At 23.5% G+C, this 19,056-nt stretch carries 13 protein-coding genes and 1 tRNA gene; 13 read left to right on the top strand and 1 reads right to left on the bottom strand.

The window, feature by feature from the left end; translation table 4 throughout:
* Positions 1 to 39: 39 nt before the first annotated feature.
* The 13 genes from D500_RS01200 (at position 40) to D500_RS01260 (ending at position 18,277) form a co-directional block, all read left to right on the top strand.
* A complete protein-coding gene (locus D500_RS01200; RefSeq protein ID WP_008362467.1) occupies positions 40 to 1,266 on the top strand; it encodes an energy-coupling factor transporter ATPase in 1,227 nt (408 codons plus the stop codon).
* Positions 1,254 to 2,165, top strand: coding sequence for an energy-coupling factor transporter ATPase (locus tag D500_RS01205; protein WP_008362465.1), 912 nt, complete (start codon positions 1,254 to 1,256; stop codon positions 2,163 to 2,165). Before D500_RS01200 ends, D500_RS01205 begins: the two co-directional genes overlap by 13 nt.
* Before the next feature lie 11 nt (positions 2,166 to 2,176).
* The gene (locus D500_RS01210) at positions 2,177 to 3,187 is read left to right on the top strand and encodes an energy-coupling factor transporter transmembrane component T family protein (RefSeq protein WP_008362463.1); all 1,011 of its coding nucleotides are present in this window, start codon (positions 2,177 to 2,179) and stop codon (positions 3,185 to 3,187) included.
* Between the two features lies 1 nt (position 3,188).
* A complete protein-coding gene (locus D500_RS01215) occupies positions 3,189 to 3,944 on the top strand; it encodes a tRNA pseudouridine synthase A (RefSeq protein WP_008362454.1) in 756 nt (251 codons plus the stop codon).
* A 101-nt stretch (positions 3,945 to 4,045) separates the two neighbouring features.
* Complete coding sequence (locus D500_RS01220) at positions 4,046 to 8,185, top strand: ABC transporter permease (RefSeq protein WP_008362453.1); 4,140 nt, start codon at positions 4,046 to 4,048, stop codon at positions 8,183 to 8,185.
* Positions 8,186 to 8,349: 164 nt separating this feature from the next.
* Positions 8,350 to 9,390 carry a BspA family leucine-rich repeat surface protein gene (locus D500_RS01225; protein ID WP_008362452.1) on the top strand — a complete coding sequence of 347 codons (1,041 nt, stop codon included), beginning with the start codon at positions 8,350 to 8,352 and terminating at the stop codon, positions 9,388 to 9,390.
* A gap of 128 nt (positions 9,391 to 9,518) precedes the next feature.
* The gene (rplM, locus tag D500_RS01230; protein WP_008362451.1) at positions 9,519 to 9,974 is read left to right on the top strand and encodes a 50S ribosomal protein L13; all 456 of its coding nucleotides are present in this window, start codon (positions 9,519 to 9,521) and stop codon (positions 9,972 to 9,974) included.
* A complete protein-coding gene (gene rpsI, locus D500_RS01235) occupies positions 9,974 to 10,372 on the top strand; it encodes a 30S ribosomal protein S9 (protein ID WP_008362449.1) in 399 nt (132 codons plus the stop codon). The genes rplM and rpsI overlap by 1 nt, the downstream gene beginning before the upstream one ends.
* 159 nt (positions 10,373 to 10,531) lie before the next feature.
* Positions 10,532 to 13,342: an MOLPALP family lipoprotein gene (locus D500_RS01240; protein ID WP_008362445.1), complete on the top strand. Its 2,811-nt coding sequence runs from the start codon at positions 10,532 to 10,534 to the stop codon at positions 13,340 to 13,342.
* A gap of 67 nt (positions 13,343 to 13,409) precedes the next feature.
* A tRNA-Ile gene (locus D500_RS01245) sits at positions 13,410 to 13,486 on the top strand.
* Positions 13,487 to 13,622: 136 nt separating this feature from the next.
* Entirely contained in the window at positions 13,623 to 16,037 is a 2,415-nt protein-coding gene (gene leuS, locus D500_RS01250) for a leucine--tRNA ligase (RefSeq protein WP_008362434.1), read from the top strand.
* Between the two features lie 66 nt (positions 16,038 to 16,103).
* Positions 16,104 to 17,663 carry a hypothetical protein gene (locus D500_RS01255; RefSeq protein WP_008362432.1) on the top strand — a complete coding sequence of 520 codons (1,560 nt, stop codon included), beginning with the start codon at positions 16,104 to 16,106 and terminating at the stop codon, positions 17,661 to 17,663.
* 95 nt (positions 17,664 to 17,758) lie between these two features.
* On the top strand, positions 17,759 to 18,277 hold the full coding sequence (locus D500_RS01260; protein WP_008362430.1) for a hypothetical protein: 519 nt from the start codon (positions 17,759 to 17,761) through the stop codon (positions 18,275 to 18,277).
* 13 nt (positions 18,278 to 18,290) lie between these two features.
* Here D500_RS01260 and D500_RS01265 read toward each other — a convergent pair whose 3' ends face one another.
* Positions 18,291 to 19,055 (bottom strand): ABC-2 transporter family protein, encoded by a 765-nt coding sequence (locus D500_RS01265; RefSeq protein WP_008362428.1) that lies wholly within the window; start codon positions 19,053 to 19,055, stop codon positions 18,291 to 18,293.
* Position 19,056 lies beyond the last annotated feature (1 nt).

Below are 19,056 nucleotides of genomic sequence, written 5' to 3' on the forward strand. Positions count from 1 at the left end.
ATAATTATTATAATGAACAAATAGAAGCGGGGCTTTTAAATGGATAATTTAGCAGTTTTTGAAGAGTTTAATTCTAAAAAAATATCTCAAGATGATCTAGAAGCAACTATTAATTCTCTTAATAATTATTTTGTTAAATTAAACGATTTAAACAACCAATATATTAACTTAATTCGCCAAGATACTATTGATAAACTAGAAAAACAAAACATTAGAAAACAACAAAGTCAAGTTAAAAACGAAATTAAAAAATTATCAGCAACTACTAAACTTTTTAAACAAAACGTAAAACTAGCTGAAAGCTTATATAAAAAAATTAAATCTACAAACAATCAAGATGATATTAATAAAGCAAAAACTGAAGTTGAAATTGCAAAAAACATGCTATTACAACTAAAAGAAGTTATTAATGGTCAAGGAAAAAGTATTAAACTTAAAAAACTTTCAGATATTGCTATTGAAATTAACCATTTATTTTTTAAATATGGTCCTGAGTTTCCTAATGCGATTGATGATGTTTCATTTACTATTAATAAAGGTGAATATGTAACTATTATTGGTCATAATGGTTCTGGTAAATCAACTATTTCTAAAATTCTAATTGGTGTTTTAAATGCTCAACAAGGTGAAATTAAAATCTTTGGAAATGTTGTTGATGAACATAACATTGAACAAGCTAGAAAATTTTTAGGAATAGTTTTTCAAAATCCAGATAATCAGTTTATTGGTTCAACTGTTGAAGCTGATATTGCTTTTGGATTAGAAAATAAAAGAATTGATCCTAAAAAAATGCCAGATATTATTTTAGATTCAGCTAAAAAAGTTGGTATGGAATGAGCTTTAAAAAAAGAACCATTAAACTTAAGTGGTGGACAAAAACAAAGAGTTGCTATTGCTTCAACTTTAGCTTTAGATCCAGATATTATGATTTTTGATGAAGCAACTAGTATGTTAGATCCAAAAGGAAAAAGAGAAATTAAAGAAATTATGGTTCAACTAAGAGAAACTAGAACTAAAACTATTTTATCTATTACTCATGATATGGATGAAATTTTAAATGCTGATAAAGTAATAGTTCTAGATCACGGTAAACTAGTAAGAGTAGCTAAGCCTTTAGATATAGTTGAAGATAAAGAGTTTTTAAGAAACATTCAACTAGATGTTCCTTTTGTTGGTTTGGTTAGAGAAGAATTAGAAAAAAAAGGGATTAAAATAGCAAGTACGCAAAATATAGATGAACTGGTAGAACAAATATGCAAAAAGTAGATAAAAAAACTAATAAAAATTTAGAAAATATAGATTTTTCAAAAGACATTATTTTAGATAATGTCTCATATACATATGCTAAAAAAACCCCTTTTGAATTTAGAGCTTTAAATAATACTAGTTTAACATTTAAAAAAAATAAAGTTACTTGTGTAATAGGTACTACTGGTTCTGGAAAATCAACAATGATTCAATTAACAAATGGATTAATTATTTCTGAAACTGGTCAAACTATTGTTGGAGATTATTCTATTCCAGCAAACACTAAAAAAATTAAAGAAGTTAAACGTTTAAGAAAAGAAATTGGTTTAGTTTTCCAATTTCCTGAATATCAATTATTTCAAGAAACTATTGAAAAAGATATTGCTTTTGGTCCAGTTAATTTAGGTGAAAATAAACATGATGCATATAAAAAAGTTCCTGAACTTTTAAAACTAGTGCAATTACCTGAAGATTATGTAAAACGCTCTCCTTTTGAATTATCTGGAGGTCAAAAAAGACGTGTTGCTTTAGCTGGAATTATTGCTATGGATGGTAATACTTTAGTTTTAGATGAACCAACTGGAGGATTAGATCCTAAAGGAGAAGAAGACTTTATTAATTTATTTGAAAGATTAAATAAAGAATATAAAAAACGTATTATTATGGTTACTCATAATATGGATCAAGTATTAAGAATTGCTGATGAAGTAATTGTTATGCATGAAGGAAAAGTAATTGCTATAGGTACTCCTTTTGAAATATTTTCAAATATGGAGTTATTAACAAAAATAGAAATTGATCCCCCTAAACTTTATCAACTAATGTACAAGTTAAAAAATAAAGGTATTGACTTATTAAATAAAAAGATCAGAACTATTGAAGACTTTGCTGATGAATTAGCTAAAGTTTTAAAATAGAAAGGACTAATATGAGAATTACTTTTGGTAGATATATTCCTAAAAATTCATTAATACATAAAATGGATCCAAGATTAAAACTATTTATGATTATAGTTTTAATTGTTTCTGTATTTTTCCCTATTGGTCTTACTGGATATTTAATAATTAGTGGAATTATTATTGGTCTTTTTGCTTTAAGTCAATTAAGCTTTAAAATGTTAGCTAGATTATTTATTCCTGTTACTTTTATTTTTGCAATTATTGTAATAATGAACTTTTTCTTTATTCATCCTTCAAATAATGCTGTTGAACAAATTACAGAATGAATAAAAACTCATCCAAATCAAATTTTTTGAAATAAAACTAATCAAGCAATTGTAGGTCAATTAGATGTTGATGCTGTTAATAAAATAAATCAAACAATACATGGTGGAATAAAAAACTTACAACCTATAGGATACTTCTTTAATTGAAAAGTCTTTTGATTTAGTGAAAAAGCTTTATATAGTGCTTTAGTAATGGGTATGAGAATTTATTTAATGATTACTTTAACTTGTATACTAACAGGAACAACTCCTTCATTACAACTTACTTTAGCTATTGAAGATTTATTAACACCATTAAGATTAATAAAAGCCCCAGTTTATATACTTTCAATGATTATTTCAATTGCTTTACGTATGATTCCAACTTTAATTGATGAAGCTGGAAGAATTATGAAAGCTCAAGCAAGTAGAGGAATTGATATTAAAAACGGTAAGTTTAAAGATAAAGTTAAAAGTTTAACCTCACTAATTATTCCTTTATTAGTTTCATCATTTCAAAAAGCTGAAGATCTAGCTTATGCAATGGATGCTAGAGGTTATGATCCAAATGCTTCAAGAACTAGATTTGTACAATTTAAACTACGAACTGCTGATGTAATATTATTTATTTTAGGTATTGGTTTAGCTATATTTATGATGGTTTATGGTTCAAATCCAAGTGGTATATTTACTAATTGACATATTAGTCATGTTGATTCACTAGTAGCATATTAAAATGAAAACAGGTATATTACTAACTTTATGTTATGATGGTAGTAATTATCATGGATGAATTAATCAAACTAATTCAATAAGTATACAAACTACTTTAAATAAGGCTATTAAAAAAGTTATTAAAACTAAAGAATTTAAAACAATTGGAGCAAGCAAAACTGATGCTAATGTACATGCTTTAGATCAAAAAGTATTATTAATTATTTACTTTACTCCTATTTTAGAAAAATTTATTAAAGCAATTAATAAAGCTTTACCTAGTGATATTAGAATTTTAGATGCTAAATTTGTTGATCCAGATTTTAATATAAGAGAAGTTAAATATAAGATTTATAACTATTATATTAATGATGATAAATTTGATATTTTTACTAATAGGTATGAATATTTTTGAACTCATCAAAAAATAGATATTATAAAGCTACAAAATATTTTTAACCTTTTTATAGGTTTTCATGAATTTAAATTATTTTCTGGATTAAAAGAAAATGAAATAGATCAATATCAAACAAAAAGAAGTATTGATGATATTAAAGTTTTAAGAATTAATAATAAAGTTGTGATTCAATTTAAAGCTACTGGTTTTATTAGATATCAAATTAGAATCATTATTGCAAATTGTTTAAATGCTTATTTAAATCACAAAATCACAATTGATACTTTAGTTTTAATGTTACAAGGAATTGGTAAAAAAACTCCTTTTATAATTGATGCTAAAGGATTAGTGTTAGAAAAAATAGAATTTAATAAAATTTAAATCACCTAATTTGTTAGTTGTAACAAAAATGGTGTTTTTTTACTATATTGATATAATAAAAATAAGTGTGTTATTAGAAAAACAAACTAGAAAGAATAATTATGAAAACTAGGTATAAAAAAAATAGATGACTAGGATTAATTTTAAAAAACTCTTTAAAAAATTCTTTTAAATATAAATCACAATTATTTGGTTTAGTTTTATTAGTAATGATTATGAGTTTAATTATGTCTTTAATTTCTGCAATTAACTCAAGAGTTTTAGATAAATATGATGATCTAATTACTAATTCAAATCAACATAATCTAGTTTTAAAATTAGATCCTTATGAAAGTTTACCAAATAGTCTAACTACTTCTAATAACCAGATCCAAGCTCAACAACAATACATTAATCGTTTAAATGATAAGTTGTATTCTAGATATAGTTTTAAATTTGATTGATCTAGAACTGAATCACGCGAATTTAAACAAGTTAAATCTTTAAATAATTTACAAACTTTAAAAGCTGTTTCTAAACAATATCTAACTAATAATAAAGTAGATCAACTAGTAATTAGTAAAGGTAGAGATATTAGATCAGAAAAAGAAGTTGTAATTGATCCAATTTATGCAAAAAAACATAATATTAAAATCAATGATATTATTAGATTTCAAAAAGATGTTTTAGGAGATCAATTATTAGTTAATTCACTTGAAAATAAAACTACAACAAAACAACAATTTGAAGATATTAATAAAATTACAAAGCAAGGTTTAACTGATAGTAATGGTGTTTATCAGATTAAATATGCAGGAAGTTTTGATTGATATCAAGTAGTTGGTTTTGCAAATTCTGCTGATTTTATTTTCCCAACAATTAATTCTTATTCACCAATTCCAAACCGTTTAAGTGAAGGAATTGTTTATGTTGATCCATTAAGATTTGGATTAATTAAACAAAATGATGGATTTTATCGTTATGATTCAACTAGTGCAAAATTAGTTGTAAGTTCTAATAATGAATGAGAATCTTTTTATTCACTACAAACAAATAATGATATTAGTGATGAAATAGTTGAATGAATGAATCAATACTTTAATCAACTAATTAATAAAAAATTAGATACTAAATGAATTTATAAATTAGAAGATCCAAATTATAGATTTAATTCAAGAACTAGTGTAATTGATAAAACAATTAATGCTTATAACATATATGCACTTATAGTTTTATTAGCTGTAATTAGTGTTGTTTTATATACTACTTTTTTAATTACTAAAAAACAAATTTTAAACTCTCGTGGTCAGATTGGAACAATGAGAGCGATTGGTTATAAAAAGCGTCAGATGGTGTTTAACTATGTGATGATGCCTTTTTTTACAAGTATAGTTGGTGGAATTTTAGGATATATTTTATCTTGTTTAATTTCAGTAATTATTATTAATAGATTTTCTAATTACTTTAGTTTAGATTATGGTGTTTTTAGTTTTGATTGAATTGGACTTTTAAATAATTTAATCTTTATGTGATTAATTATTTCAGCAATTTCTTTTTTAATTGCTTATTTAATTATGAAAAAAGGAGCAATTAATCTATTAGAAAATAGAAATGCTAAAAAGATTTCAAAACTAGGTAGTTTAATTAAAAAAATCTCAAGTAAAAGAAAATTTAATCACAAACTAAGAGCAGCTTTATTAGTTAGTTCTGGATCAAAATTAACTGGAGTTGGATTTGTTGTTTTAATAGCTACTATGTTATTTACAATTTCATTTGTTTCACCAAATCTGTTAAAAAATAATAAGATTTATGCATATAATGGAGTTAAATATAACCAAGTAGTTGAATATAATCAACCAACTTATAACAACCCATTTTCTTTTATAAGAGTTTTTAATCCAGATAAAAAATCAAATGATACATATAATGTAATTAAAAATAATAATAAGTATTTAGCTACATCTTTACCTACTAAAAATGATCAATATGATTTACAAACTATTATTAAAGATTATTTAAATCAAACTTATAATAATGCTTATTATAGTTTAGATATTAATTTAGAAGATAAAAAAGAATTAGATTCAATTCAATTAGCTTTAGCAAATACTAAGTTATTACAAGCTCAAGATATTGCTTTAACAAAACAGTATTTTAAATACATTTCAAGTCTATCAGCAGCACCTAGTTCAATTAACTTTTTATTATTAAAAAATTGACCTGATTATATTAATTTATTAGAAAATCTAAAACAAACTAAATCTGATCAAACTTTATTAGAACAATTTAAATATTTACAACAATTTTATGCTACTTATACTAATAGTATTGGTTTAGCAATTAATAGAAATTATATTAATAGTTTTAATTTAAAAGATAGTGAAGATTCAAGAATTAATAAATTTAATGATTCAAATAAAGATCAAAACAAACTAAGAATTAAAGCTTATGATGATGTTTTAAATGATGATATTTTATCAACAAGTAAATCTAGTTTATCTGAAAATACTTTTAAACAAAACATAGCTAGTCAATTTAAACTAACAAATAGTAAATCTAGTTTAGGTTTATATCATATACTAGATAATAAGTGAAATAAACTAGATTCTAAATCAGATAAGTTTTTAGATATTTCAGCTTCTGATTTTATTAATAAAAAATATAATGAAAATGATCTAAAAGATATAGTTGCTAAACTTGTTTTATGATTTAGTGTAATGTTTTATAAAAGAGATGATCAAGCATTAATTCAAGCAGCTTATTCCCGTGCTCCTTATTTTGTAAAACAAAATCTAAAGATTTCATATAATAGTGATAAAGATTATACTTTAGGGTTTAATCTAGCTCCTTTTAATAAAGAATATGAACAATTAGGAACTTTATTAAATGTAAAAACATTAGATGATAAACATTCATTTAAAATTTATGGAATACAAAATAATCACGATTATATTGATTTATATGATGAAAATAAAACTGATTTAATTAAAAAGTTATTTGAATTAGATACTAATAGTATAGTAATTAATCAAACTATTGCAAAAAGACTAAATTTAAAAACTAATGATACTATTAGTTTAAATGTATTACAAAATGAACTTTTACATACTCAAAATAATAAAACTACTAGTTTTAAATCAACAGATTGATCTATGAAACAAAACAAAAACTATGATAGTTTTATTCAACGTTCTCAAATTAGTACTAATAATTTAAAAGTAAAAACTAATAGTAGTGAATTAAAACTAGGCTTTGATTTATTTAGTTTATCTGATGTTACTAGTTATTATCAAGATTATTTAGATAATAAAATTCAACTTAAAACTAAAAATCAAATTAAAGAGTTTAAAATAGTTGGAGTTCATAATGGATATAACATACCTACTGCTTGAATTAAAGAAAATGATGCTCAAGAAATTTTAAACTATAAACAAAATAAAAATATATGATGATCTGATATTTTTGCACCTCAATGAAATAAAACTTTTGCTTCTAATGATGCTAAAGTTGTTTTAAATGATACATTAGATAAATCTTTAACTGATTATACTTATGATCAATTTGTTCAAGAATTTATTAATAATAAGAATCATAAAAAACATAATGTAGCAAAAAAAGTTCTTCAAATATTTGATAACCAATTTCCAATTTTTAATTATAAATATTCAAAAAGTCAAGATATTGGTAATTTAGATACAATAGTTTCAACTTATTCAAAAATAGCTGATTATAACCCTGTTAGTTTAAATGGTCAGCATTTAGAAAATAAGATGATTTATGATGGAATTGGAGAAGGTGTAATTCAAACAATTACTCCAATTAAAATCACAAAACAAATACTAGATCAAATATCTAATTTAGTAATGTTAGCTTTAGTTTTAGCAATTATTACAATATTAATGATTGTATTTGTAATTATTTTATTAACTACTTCATTAATCATTTCAGATAATATTAGGTTCATTGCTACTTTAAAAGTTTTAGGATATTCAAATAAATACATTACAGAAAATATATTAGGAATGTATTTTATAGTAATTGCTAATATGTTAGTAGTTGGATTTATTAGTGGATGGTTTATATTTGTTTGAACAATTAAGTCATTATATCCTATTTTTGTTCTTCCAATTATTTTTCCAATTTGATTACCATTTGCAGTTATTTTTGCAGTTAGTGGAATTTATTTAATTACTTTAATAGTTGGCTTTAACTCAATTTATAAAACTGATGCAACATTAACTTTAAAAGATACTGATGTTTAGAAAATCATGTCTAATAGACAAGATTTTTATTTGTTTAAGTTTTAGTTAACAAATTTTAAAATAGAGTATTAATATTTAATTTTTTATGTTATTATTAAGTGCTGTGTAATTAAAAGTAAATAGTTTTTTAATAATTGAATTAGTAAAGTGTTTATAGGTGGAATATGAAAATAATAAAATTAACTAGTTTTTTAAGTTTATCAATAAGTAGTTTATTTGTTATTAGTTGTACTAGTAAAACTGATAATAAAAATATTAATAATTTAAACCAAATTTTTAAAGATTATAAAAGTTCTTTTTCAACTTTTCATTCACATAATGATGTTTTAGATCAAATAAAAATTTATGCAAATGATTTAAATATTAAGGATGTACAATTAAAAGATATTAATAAAAAGAATAATTTATTAGTTGAAGATAATATTGGTAATAAAAATAAAATAGATTTTATTGTTAATAAAAAAGTTGTGAGTTTTTATTTAGATAAAGTTTTAAAAAATAAAGTTGAAACTATTTATAACAATAATAAAACTGAAGTTATTCAATTAGGTTATAAAAAAGATGATTTAACTAATCAAATTATTTTAGATCAAATAAGTAATTTAACAATAAAAGTACCAAAGCATCTACCATTAAAAATTACTTCACTTAAAAGTGCTTTTTATGAATCAAATGCAATTAAAATAGAAAATTTAGATAAATGAAATACTTCTAATATCATTGATGCAAGTGAGATGTTTAAAGATGCTAAAAAGTTTAATCAAAATTTAAATAATTGAAATGTAGAAAAACTACAAACAAGTGAATCTATGTTTGAAGGTGCTTTTAGTTTTAACCAGAATTTAAATAATTGAAAAATTACTAGTTTAAAAAATACAAGTAAAATGTTTTGATCAGCAGTTAAGTTTAACCAAAATCTAAATAATTGAAATACAAAAAATGTAACTGATATGTCTAAAATGTTTAAAGAAGCATATATGTTTAATCAAAATATTTCAAATTGAAATACAGATAATGTAGAAAATATGGAAGGTATGTTTTCTAATGCAACAAGTTTTGATCAGAATCTAAGTTCTTGAAAAGTTGATAAAGTAACTAATGCAACTGGATTTAAAGAAAACATAAATTTAGATAAAAATAAACTACCAAAGTTTAATAAAAATATATTAGATACTGTAGATGAAGTTAGTGAATTTGATTATTAATTTAAATGTAAATATTTATCTTTTTAAAAGTGTGTTATGTTGATAAGGTTATGACATTTCTATATAATATATATTGCTTATCACACTTTAAAGACCCCGGACAAGTCAATTAAAGGAAGTTAGCAAAAATGAAACAAACTACAATGATTTCTGCAAAAGACATTAATAAAAAATGATACATTGTTGATGCAGAAAATAAAACTGTGGGTAGATTAGCAACTCAAGTTGCTCTTGTATTAAGAGGAAAACACAAAGTTGATTTCACTCCACACATTAATAATGGAGATCACGTTATTGTAATTAATGCTGAAAAAGCAATTTTTTCTGGTAAAAAAGAATCTAATAAATTCTACTATCAACACTCAATGCACCCAGGTGGATTGAAAAAAAGAAGTGTATCAGTTCAAAGAGAACTAGATCCTACTAAGATTTTAGAAAGAGCTATTAGATTAATGCTTCCAAAAAACGTTCAAGGTTCAAACCAATACAGAGCTTTACATGTATTTAAAGGTTCAGAACACCCATTTGCTGCACAAAAACCTGAAGTTTTAGAAATCCAAACTAAAAAAGGAGATGTTAAATAATGTTTAAAGATAAAGTTATTTATAGAGGAACTGGAAGAAGAAAATCTTCAGTTGCTCAAGTTATTTTAACTCCTGGTTCAGGTTTAATTACAGTAAATGAAAAACCAGCATTAGAATTCTTTCCTTATGCTACTTTAGTTCAAGATTTAGAACAACCATTAGTAGCAACTAACACTTTAAAAGATTTTGATATTTTTGTTAAAGTTGTTGGTGGAGGATTTACAGGTCAAGCTGGAGCAACTAGATTAGGTATTGCTAGAGCTTTACTTCAAGCTAGTGAAGATTATAGAAAATTATTAAGAGATCAAGGGTTATTAACTCGTGATGCTCGTATTAAAGAACGTAAAAAATATGGTCTACGTGGAGCACGTAGAGCACCTCAATACTCAAAACGTTAATCTCTGAGCAACACATTTTGTGTTGCTTTTTCTTTATTTAAGATAAAATAATATAGTCAAAGAACTTATATGCTATTTTGTTAAGCTTGTTGTAACAAAAATAAGATATTTTTAATATGTTATAATTTTTATAATTGCTATAGATCAAAAGGGGTTTTTATGAGAAAAATACTTGCTATTTTTAGTTCGTTGACTTTAGTAAGTACTGGTGTATTTTCTACAGTTTTAGCTTGTAAAAAAAATCCAACTCCAACAACTATAAAACCAAATACAGATACAACAATTATTCTTAAAAATAATTCTTTAAATAATATTAAAACTACTTCAGCTACTCTTTTAAAACAAGTAGTTTTAGCTGATACTTATGGATATAATTTTGATTTTTTAAAATCTTATTTTAATAATAAAAACTTTAATGAACAAGCAAAAAGATATAAGTTAAATGCTGAAAATAAAGATAATATAACTTTAACAACTGATTTTGATGATGCATTATCTACTTATTTTTCAAAAAATTTAACTATTAAAAATAATCAAAATGTCAATTTAGATGGTATTAAAGGAAGTAATGTTGATTTTCTAACTTCAGTTTTACCAAAATCATTGTTTGGGGCAACTAGTGAACAAATTAGTGGTGCTATTTCTTTAATTTTAGAAAACATTAGTAGTGCTGGACTTTCAGGATTACTTGATCTAGCAAAAAACATAGATATTAATTCTAAATTTTCTAGTTTTGTAAATAATCTAAAGATAAGTAAAGATTTAATAACAACACTTTTAAATTCAATATTTACTAATGAAAAATTTTTAAAAGAGTTAAATAATGATATTGAATTATTTGATGCTATTAATCTTTATAAGGATTTTGAATTATCTGATCTAATGAATTTGTCTCTTTTGAATATTTTAGATGGTGTTAATGGTCTTTTAGACAAAAATTATAAATTAATATCTAATAGTATTAAACAATCTGAAGATTCTTTGAACGTTAAATTATGAGATACTTCAAAAACTTTTATAAGAAAAATTAAAAAAATAGATATTTCAGCAAGTTCAGTTAGTTCTTCAGAGTTATCTAATAATGGAGAATCAATTATTCCCGATAATATCAAAAGATATATCAGCGTGGCTGCCAGCTTAATTAGAGGACTACAATTATTACAATACCAATTTAGTTTATTTGATGAAACTAGAACTAATGATTTTAAAATTAATGATACCAACATTTTTAAAAAAGAAAAAAGCAATACTGATTTTATTAAAGAAACATATGGACTAAACAATAATGGTTCTAATACTTCTAATAAAAAAATAAGCAGTCTTAATAACGCTTCTACTAATGGTTCTAATTCAAAAACTACTATAAATTTAAAATATTTATTAGATACTTTGAATTATTATTTAGGTAATGCAAATAAAAAAGAAAATGCTTATAGACTAAGACAATTTCTTGGTATTTTATTTTCAGGTAAATATACAGAAAACAAGTATAAATATGAAAGTACTAATAGCGGTTCAACAAGTGGTAATGGTGGGACTAATAATACATCACAGGAATATAAAAGCTTATTTTTCGAATTTAATGGGAATGGAAATAAAACTTTAAAAGAAATTAAATTAAATGGTCTTCAAACCTTTTTAACTGCCATATTATTTGAATCTCTATCTAATATCAAACTTCAAAATCTAAAGATTGATAATCCAATTTTTAGTATTGCTAAAACTTATATAGAAAAAATAGATCTTAAGAACTTTTTTGAAAGTGATGTATTTTTAAAAAAAGGATTAGCTGATGTTTTTGTATCTTTAATAAATTTAATTATTGATGCGTTTATATCTAACAAACCAATACTTAATGATAATTTTGACAAAATTATAGAAAATATACCATTAATATTAAAAAAAATAACTACAGATGATTTGTTAAAAGCTTTGTTTAAAAATGCAAATGGAACAGTTGAAATTATTAAAAAAATATTAGAAAATTTTGTTAAGTTTGATGATATTTCTAAAAAAATAGAAGATTTTATTAAAAAGCAACCAACATTTTCTTTAGTTAAAGTAGGTATTAAAAGTTTAATTCCAATTCTTGGAGAAAATTTCTTTGAATATATATATGATAAAAATGTTGAACAAACTTTTGATACTATTGCAACAATTACAGATAAAAATATAATAGATAACTTGTCTAAGAAATTAAATATACAAATACCTGCTGTTTTAGGGTTTATTTTGCCATACTTTAAAAAACTAGCTGTTAGTCTGAGAAATATATTCCCAAGTAATGTTCATTTAAATCTTCAAAATTTATTTAGTATTAAATTATCAGATTTTATTAAAATGGATAATGAACCAAGTTTTGGATCTTATTATATGAATAAATCAATAACTGAAATTTTAAATGAACTATCATCTTCAGATGGTTCTAGTTCAAAACTAAAAGAATTAAATGATAGTTATGGATTAAAAATTGAATCTTTAAAAGACTTTATAAAAGGCATTTTCAAATACGAATACAAGTGAAATAATGGAAAAAGTGTTGAGAAAAATATATTTTCAATTATTTTAGAAAATCCTAATAAATTTAAAGAAATTATAGGATTGACTAATGAAGGAATGAAAAAAGATTCAAAATCGTTAATTGATCTTTTTGCAAATAAATTAGTACCTGGTGATAAAGATAAAAATCAAGATAGTCTAAAATGATTTACTGGATTGTTAAACAACATTATTAATAATCTAAATAAAAAACCAAACTTTACTGTTGGTTTAGAAAAACATTTTAATGATGACAAGTTTAATAAGTTTGAATTTGGTGAAACTAAACAAGAAAAATCTGGTCTAATTACTTCTCAAGTCGTTACAACTACAGTTAATAATCAAAAATACACACTAATTGTAACTAGAGATCCTAAACAATCTACATTTATAGTTGATTCTATTAAAAAAGAATCAGTACAAAATAATTAATATTTAAACAAAATTTAAGATAAATATTGAATTTATAACAAAAAAAATATATGATTATTTTGTTATTCGGAATATAGCTCAGCTGGTTAGAGCACTCCGCTGATAACGGAGAGGTCGTTGGTTCAAGTCCAATTATTCCGACCATATAGATATTATTTTGACACCAATTGGTGTCTTTTTTTTGTTCTTTTTTATATAATTAAATAATAGTTATTCTTATTCTTATTTAAATTATTTTTTAAAAATAAATGTTGATTAATTTTGGTAAAGGAGTATTTGTATGGATTTTTCACATAAAGCTATTGAAAAAAAATGACAAAAATATTGAAAAGAAAATAATGTTTATAAAACTACTAATAATAGTGAAAAAAAAGCTTATGTTTTAGATATGTTTCCTTATCCAAGTGGAGCTGGTTTACATGTTGGTCATATTAAAGGATATACAGCAACTGATGTTTATAGTAGATTTAAAAGAATGCAAGGTTATGATGTACTTCACCCAATTGGATGAGATGCATTCGGTTTACCAGCTGAACAATATGCTTTAAAAACAGGAAATGATCCTAGAGAATTTACTTTAAAAAATATCGAAAACTTCAAAGTCCAACTTCATAAAATGGGATTTAGTTATGATTATGATAAAGAAGTAAATACAGCTGATCCAGATTACTATAAAGTTACTCAATGAATTTTTAAACAACTTTATAAAAAAGGTTTAGCTGAAAATAGAGATATTGATGTTAATTGATGTCAAGAATTAGGAACAGTTTTAGCTAATGATGAAATTATTGAAAAAGATGGTTTAATGGTTAGTGAAAGAGGAGAGCATCCTGTTGTTAAGAAAAAAATGCGTCAGTGAGTTTTAAAAATTACTGATTATGCTGACAAACTTTTAAATGGATTAGATCAATTAGATTGACCAAATTCAGTAAAAGAATTACAAAGAAATTGAATTGGTAAATCTGAAGGTTGTGAAATTAACTTTAAAGCAAATGATATTAATATACCAGTTTTTACAACTAGAGCCGATACTATTTTTGGAGCAACTTATATTGTTTTAGCTCCAGAAAACGAACTTGTTTTAAAACTAACAGCACCTGAAAAATTAGAAGAAGTTAAAAAATATATTGACTTAACTGCTAATAAATCTGAAATTGAAAGAAAAGATGAATCTAGAACTAAAACTGGAGTGTTTTTAGGAACTTATGCAACTAATCCTTTAACTTCTGAACAAATTCAAATTTGAATTAGTGATTATGTGTTAAATGATTATGGATCAGGAGCTATTATGGCTGTTCCTGCTCATGATAAAAGAGATTGAGATTTTGCAACTAAATTTAATTTACCAATTAGATTTGTAATTCAAACAAAAGATGAGTCTAAAGCTTTTGTTGGTGAAGGAATACATATTAATTCTGACTTTTTAAATGATCTTGATAGAGTTCAAGCTTTACAAGTAATTCATGAATATGTTGAAAAAAATAATTTAGGTAAGAAAAAAGTTAATTATAAATTAAGAGATTGATTATTTTCAAGACAAAGATTTTATGGTGAACCTTTTCCAGTTTTATATGATAAAGATAATAATATTATTTTAGTTGAAGATGATGATCTACCAGTAACTTTACCAAAAACAGATTATATAAAACCAACTAATACTGGTGAAAGCCCATTAGCTAATGTTAAAGATTGAGTTAATGTAAAAATTAATGATAAAGAGTATAGAAGAGAAACTAACACTATGCCTCAATCAGCTGGTTCTAGTTGATACTTTATTGCTTATATATTAGCTAATTCAAAAAATAATTTAATTGATTTAACTAGTGATGAAGCTAAAAAAAGACTAGAAAAATGACTTCCAGTTGATCTATATATTGGTGGTCAAGAGCATGCTGTTGGTCATTTATTATATTCTAGATTTTGAACTCACTTTTTATATGATTTAGGATTATTACCAACTAGTGAACCATTCCAACGTTTATTTAATCAAGGAATGATATTAGGTCCTGATAATAGAAAAATGTCTAAATCTTGAGGAAATGTAATTAATCCAGATGATGTTATTGATTCTCATGGAGCTGATGCTTTAAGATTATATGAAATGTTTATGGGTCCTTTAGATGCTAGTTTACCTTGAAGTTTTGATGGACTAGATGCTAGTTTAAAATGATTAAATCGTTGTTATAGAATGATTAATAAAGTTGAATTTAGTAATACTAATAATCACAAATTAGATTATGTTTATAATGATGTAGTTAAAAAAGTTGGTCAAATGCTTCAAGAATTAAAATTTAATACTGCAATTAGTCAATTAATGGTATTGGTTAATGCAATCTATAAAGAAGAATTAACTACAGTTTATAAACCATACATTGAAGGTTTTGTAAAAATGTTAAGCTTATTTGCTCCACATTTAGCTGAAGAATTATGAGAAAAATTAGGACATAATACTAGTGTAACTTTACAAACTTGACCTAGTTTTGATGAAACTAAAATCATTAAAAACACAGTAACTATTGCTTTACAAGTTAATGGAAAACTAAGATCAACAATTGAAGTTGAAAAACAAACTGATAAAGAAACTCTAATAAAATTAGCTCTAGAAAACGAAAATATTATCAAATTTACAAAAGATCATAAAATTTTAAAATGCATAGCAGTTATTGATCGAATTGTCAATATAGTGATTGACTAAAAAGGTAGAAAATACCTTTTTTATTTTGCAAAATTATATAATTACAATTGTAGAAAAGGAGTTAAAATGAAAAAAACCGTTAAATTAACAATCATTTTATTAGTTGTTGCAGTAATTTATTTTGGTTATTCAGCTTGACTTGACGGGGTTGCAATTTATGCAATTAGAGGTGTAAAAGATGATGGTAATTCATTTTTCTCACTAATGACTTCAACTTCTGCATGAGTTAATAATTGAAAAACTATTTTGATTGAAAAATTAGGAGCAGCATCTGAATGAGGTAAAAAAGTTGATGCTTATAACGGATCAACTTCATGAACTGATTGAGTAAATGCTATTAATGCTTCTGGATATAGACTAACTGGATTTATGGCTCCAGACTCATTATTATATACATTGTTAAGTCCATTTAAACTAATTTTAGTTGGTGGGGTATTTGCTATGTTTATACCTTTATTAAAACAATTATTATTTAATACAATTATTGGTATTAAATCATATTTAAAAAATAGAGATATGAATGTTTTATTTAACTACTCTAAAACTATTGAATTTGTTGAAAATTTAAAAACTAAAATTAGTGAAGATGATTTTGAAGGTGTTAAAGCGGCTTATTCATCTTATTCATCACTAGCATTTAAACCAGTATTTTTAACTAATTTAATGCATGAAATTTATAAAACATTAATTAAATTTGGTGATATTAAAGTATTTGAAAATGGTTGTGTTTCAGTACTAGAAGCAATTAATGAAATGTATGTAAAAGAAAAAAGACGTGCAATGAATAACGGAAGAGGAGATGAAATGTTTTATGATATAAAACGTGGATTTGAATATTCTTCTTATAGTTCAAGATATTTTGTTAAATATTATGAAGCAATGGCTAAAGATTCTAAAAAATTAGGATGAAAAATCTTTAGTATTGAAATTTCACGTTTTTCATTATTCTTATTATTTGCTTTATTACCAAGTATTTTATTATCTGGAATTATAAGTGGTGTGTTATTACAAGTAATTGATCAAAATTCATCAAATATTACTGCTTTAATAACTATTGGTTCATTTATAATGTTATGAGCAATATTTGCAATTATTTTCCATGCATTTTATATTTTCTTTAAAAAAGAATACAAGATAAATAAACATATTCTAATAAGACCAGCAATTACTTATTATTCATTATTATTACTAACATTTATGACTTTAACAGCTGGATGTGTTGGTATTGCTCAAGTTGGAAATATTGCTGAACCATTTACAGCACCATTAATGACTAAATGATTTGGAGCATTAGCTTATTTAGTATTAACAACTTGTTTAGTAATGTATGTATTAGCTACTTTAGTTGATAATTATAGATCAGGAAAACAATTATCAGTTAAATTAATAATTAATAATATAGTTTTACCTGCAATTATTTGAACTATTACAACTGGAGCTAACTTTGTTGCATTATTTGCTAAATCACAAGAAGTAATGAATTATAGTAATCTAATTTCTGGTGTTAATACTTTAGTAATGGTAGTATTTTGAATTTATTTATTTACAGCTCAATTCTTAATTAACAACTTAATTACTTCAAAAACAGCAAAAATTTTAAGTCAAACTAAAATTATTGAAAAATAAAACAATTTTAAAAATTATTATTGATTGATTTTATAAATTGTATAGTTATAAAATTATAACGATATAAGCATAAAATCAAAAAGAAAGGTGATCTAATGAAAAAGTTATTAAGTATTTTAGCTATTTGTACTTTAGCTACTACTAGTATTTTATTAAGCCCACTTTTAATTAATAATAATTCTAATAATAATATTGTCTTAAAAGCTGAAACTAAAAAAGAAGATAAAGAAGATAAAAAAGAAGATAAAAAAGAAGAACATAAAAAACTTGCTAGTTTAATTAAAAAAGAGAAAATAGGTTCTTTTGATAGAAAACCAACTATTAGTGAAATTATTAAAAGAGTTAATGAGATAAATGAACTAGATAAAGATAAACTAAAAGAATCTGATGTTGATGTTAAAATTGATAAATATACAGCAACTATTAATTTAAAATCAGATAAATTAGATAAGGTTGTTGTAAAATATAAAAACACTCATAAAATTGCTGAAATTATTGGTGGTTCTTTAGCTGGAGTTGTTGTTTTACTAGGAGCAGGGTTCTTTTCTTATAAAATCATTAAAAAACAAAAAGCAACTAAAAAACAAGAAGAACAAACAAAAAGAGAAGATTAAAATCTTCTCTTTTTTATAATGGTAAATCTTTTTTAATAAAACTAGTAATACTAATAGTTGTTGATATACCTATAATTAAAGCTAATATTATAAAACTCATATAAAATTCAGAAATGTTTTTAGTTGATACTTTACTAAAATCAATCAAACTTAATATAGTAAAGTGTTTAAAGTTAATTAAATAATCTCTATTTAAACTAACTCCAACTTGACTAATAACATCACTAGCTACAAATATTGTAAAAATAGCTCCGTTAAAAATTAAAACTCATACTCCTTTATTAAAAATACAACTAAACATAAAACATAATGATCCAATTGCACTTATCATTAATCAAAATGAAAAACATTGTAAACTTCAGTTTGCTAAATTAAATTGTTCATTATTTATATGATTAATCTGCATAAACACTGCATTTATTATAAATACAACAAGTACATAAACTGTAATACTAAATATAAAGTATAAAAACCTACTTAAAACAATACTAGTTCGAGATAAATTAGATGAAAGTATAAAAGTTAAATGACCTTTTTCAATTGGTCTTGTTATTAAAGAAATAGTTCCTGAAATTAAAAAAGTTGAAATAACTAAAATTCCATATTGATCAAAAAGAATTTTTATTACAGTTTTATATAATTCTAAACTTATTGTTTGATTATTATACTTTATAGAAACTAATAAAATAATTGTTATAAAACTAAAAAAAGGAATACAAAACAATCAAACTATTAATGTATTTTTAAATGAATTTTTTCATAATTGTAAATTAAACATA

The organism is Mycoplasma feriruminatoris (assembly GCF_000327395.2).
GTDB classification, from domain to species: Bacteria; Bacillota_I; Bacilli_A; order Mycoplasmatales; family Mycoplasmataceae; genus Mycoplasma; species Mycoplasma feriruminatoris.